Source organism: Marinobacter aromaticivorans, assembly GCF_002806975.1.
Lineage (GTDB): Bacteria > Pseudomonadota > Gammaproteobacteria > Pseudomonadales > Oleiphilaceae > Marinobacter > Marinobacter aromaticivorans.
The window spans coordinates 1-571 of record NZ_NIHD01000045.1; the positions used below are offsets into that span (position 1 = coordinate 1).

At 53.8% G+C, this 571-nt stretch carries 1 pseudogene; it reads left to right on the forward strand.

The annotated features are described in order from the left end of the window. Positions 1–65: 65 nt before the first annotated feature. A pseudogene (locus CDH48_RS19055) lies at positions 66–571 on the forward strand (transposase); the annotation flags it as partial.

A 571-nucleotide genomic window follows, 5' to 3' on the forward strand; every position in this document is an offset into this window, starting at 1 on the left:
CCCCCTCTGGCAGGATAGTTGGCACTACTTAATTTTTAACCAGTTGGGCGGTTCAGGTGTTGATAGTGCCTCGTTATTCCGATGAACGTAAAGTCGCAGTGCTGGCAAAGTTATCGCCGCCCCACAGCATGACCGTAGCCGCTCTGGCACGAAATGAAGGCATCTCGGAGCAAACCCTTTACAATTGGCGGACACAAGCCAGAGAAGAAGGACGCCCGGTGCCCGGTTCAAAAGCCAAGTCAGATCAGTGGTCAGCAGAAGCCAAGCTGGCAACCGTTATTGAGACAGCTGCTCTATCCGAAGAGGAACTCAGTCAGTATTGCCGGGAAAAAGGGCTTTACCCTGAGCAAGTCCGGCGCTGGAAAGAGGAGTCCCTGCAAGGCTTTCAACGCAGTGCCGAGCGGGAAAAACAGCTGCGTAAAAAGAGTCAGGCGGACCAGAAACAAATCAAAAAGCTCGAACGCGAGTTACGCCACAAGGAAAAGGCGCTGGCCGAAACCGCTGCATTACTGGTGTTGCGAAAAAAGCTGGATGCGCTCTGGGAAAACGACAACGGGGACGACTGACCCCG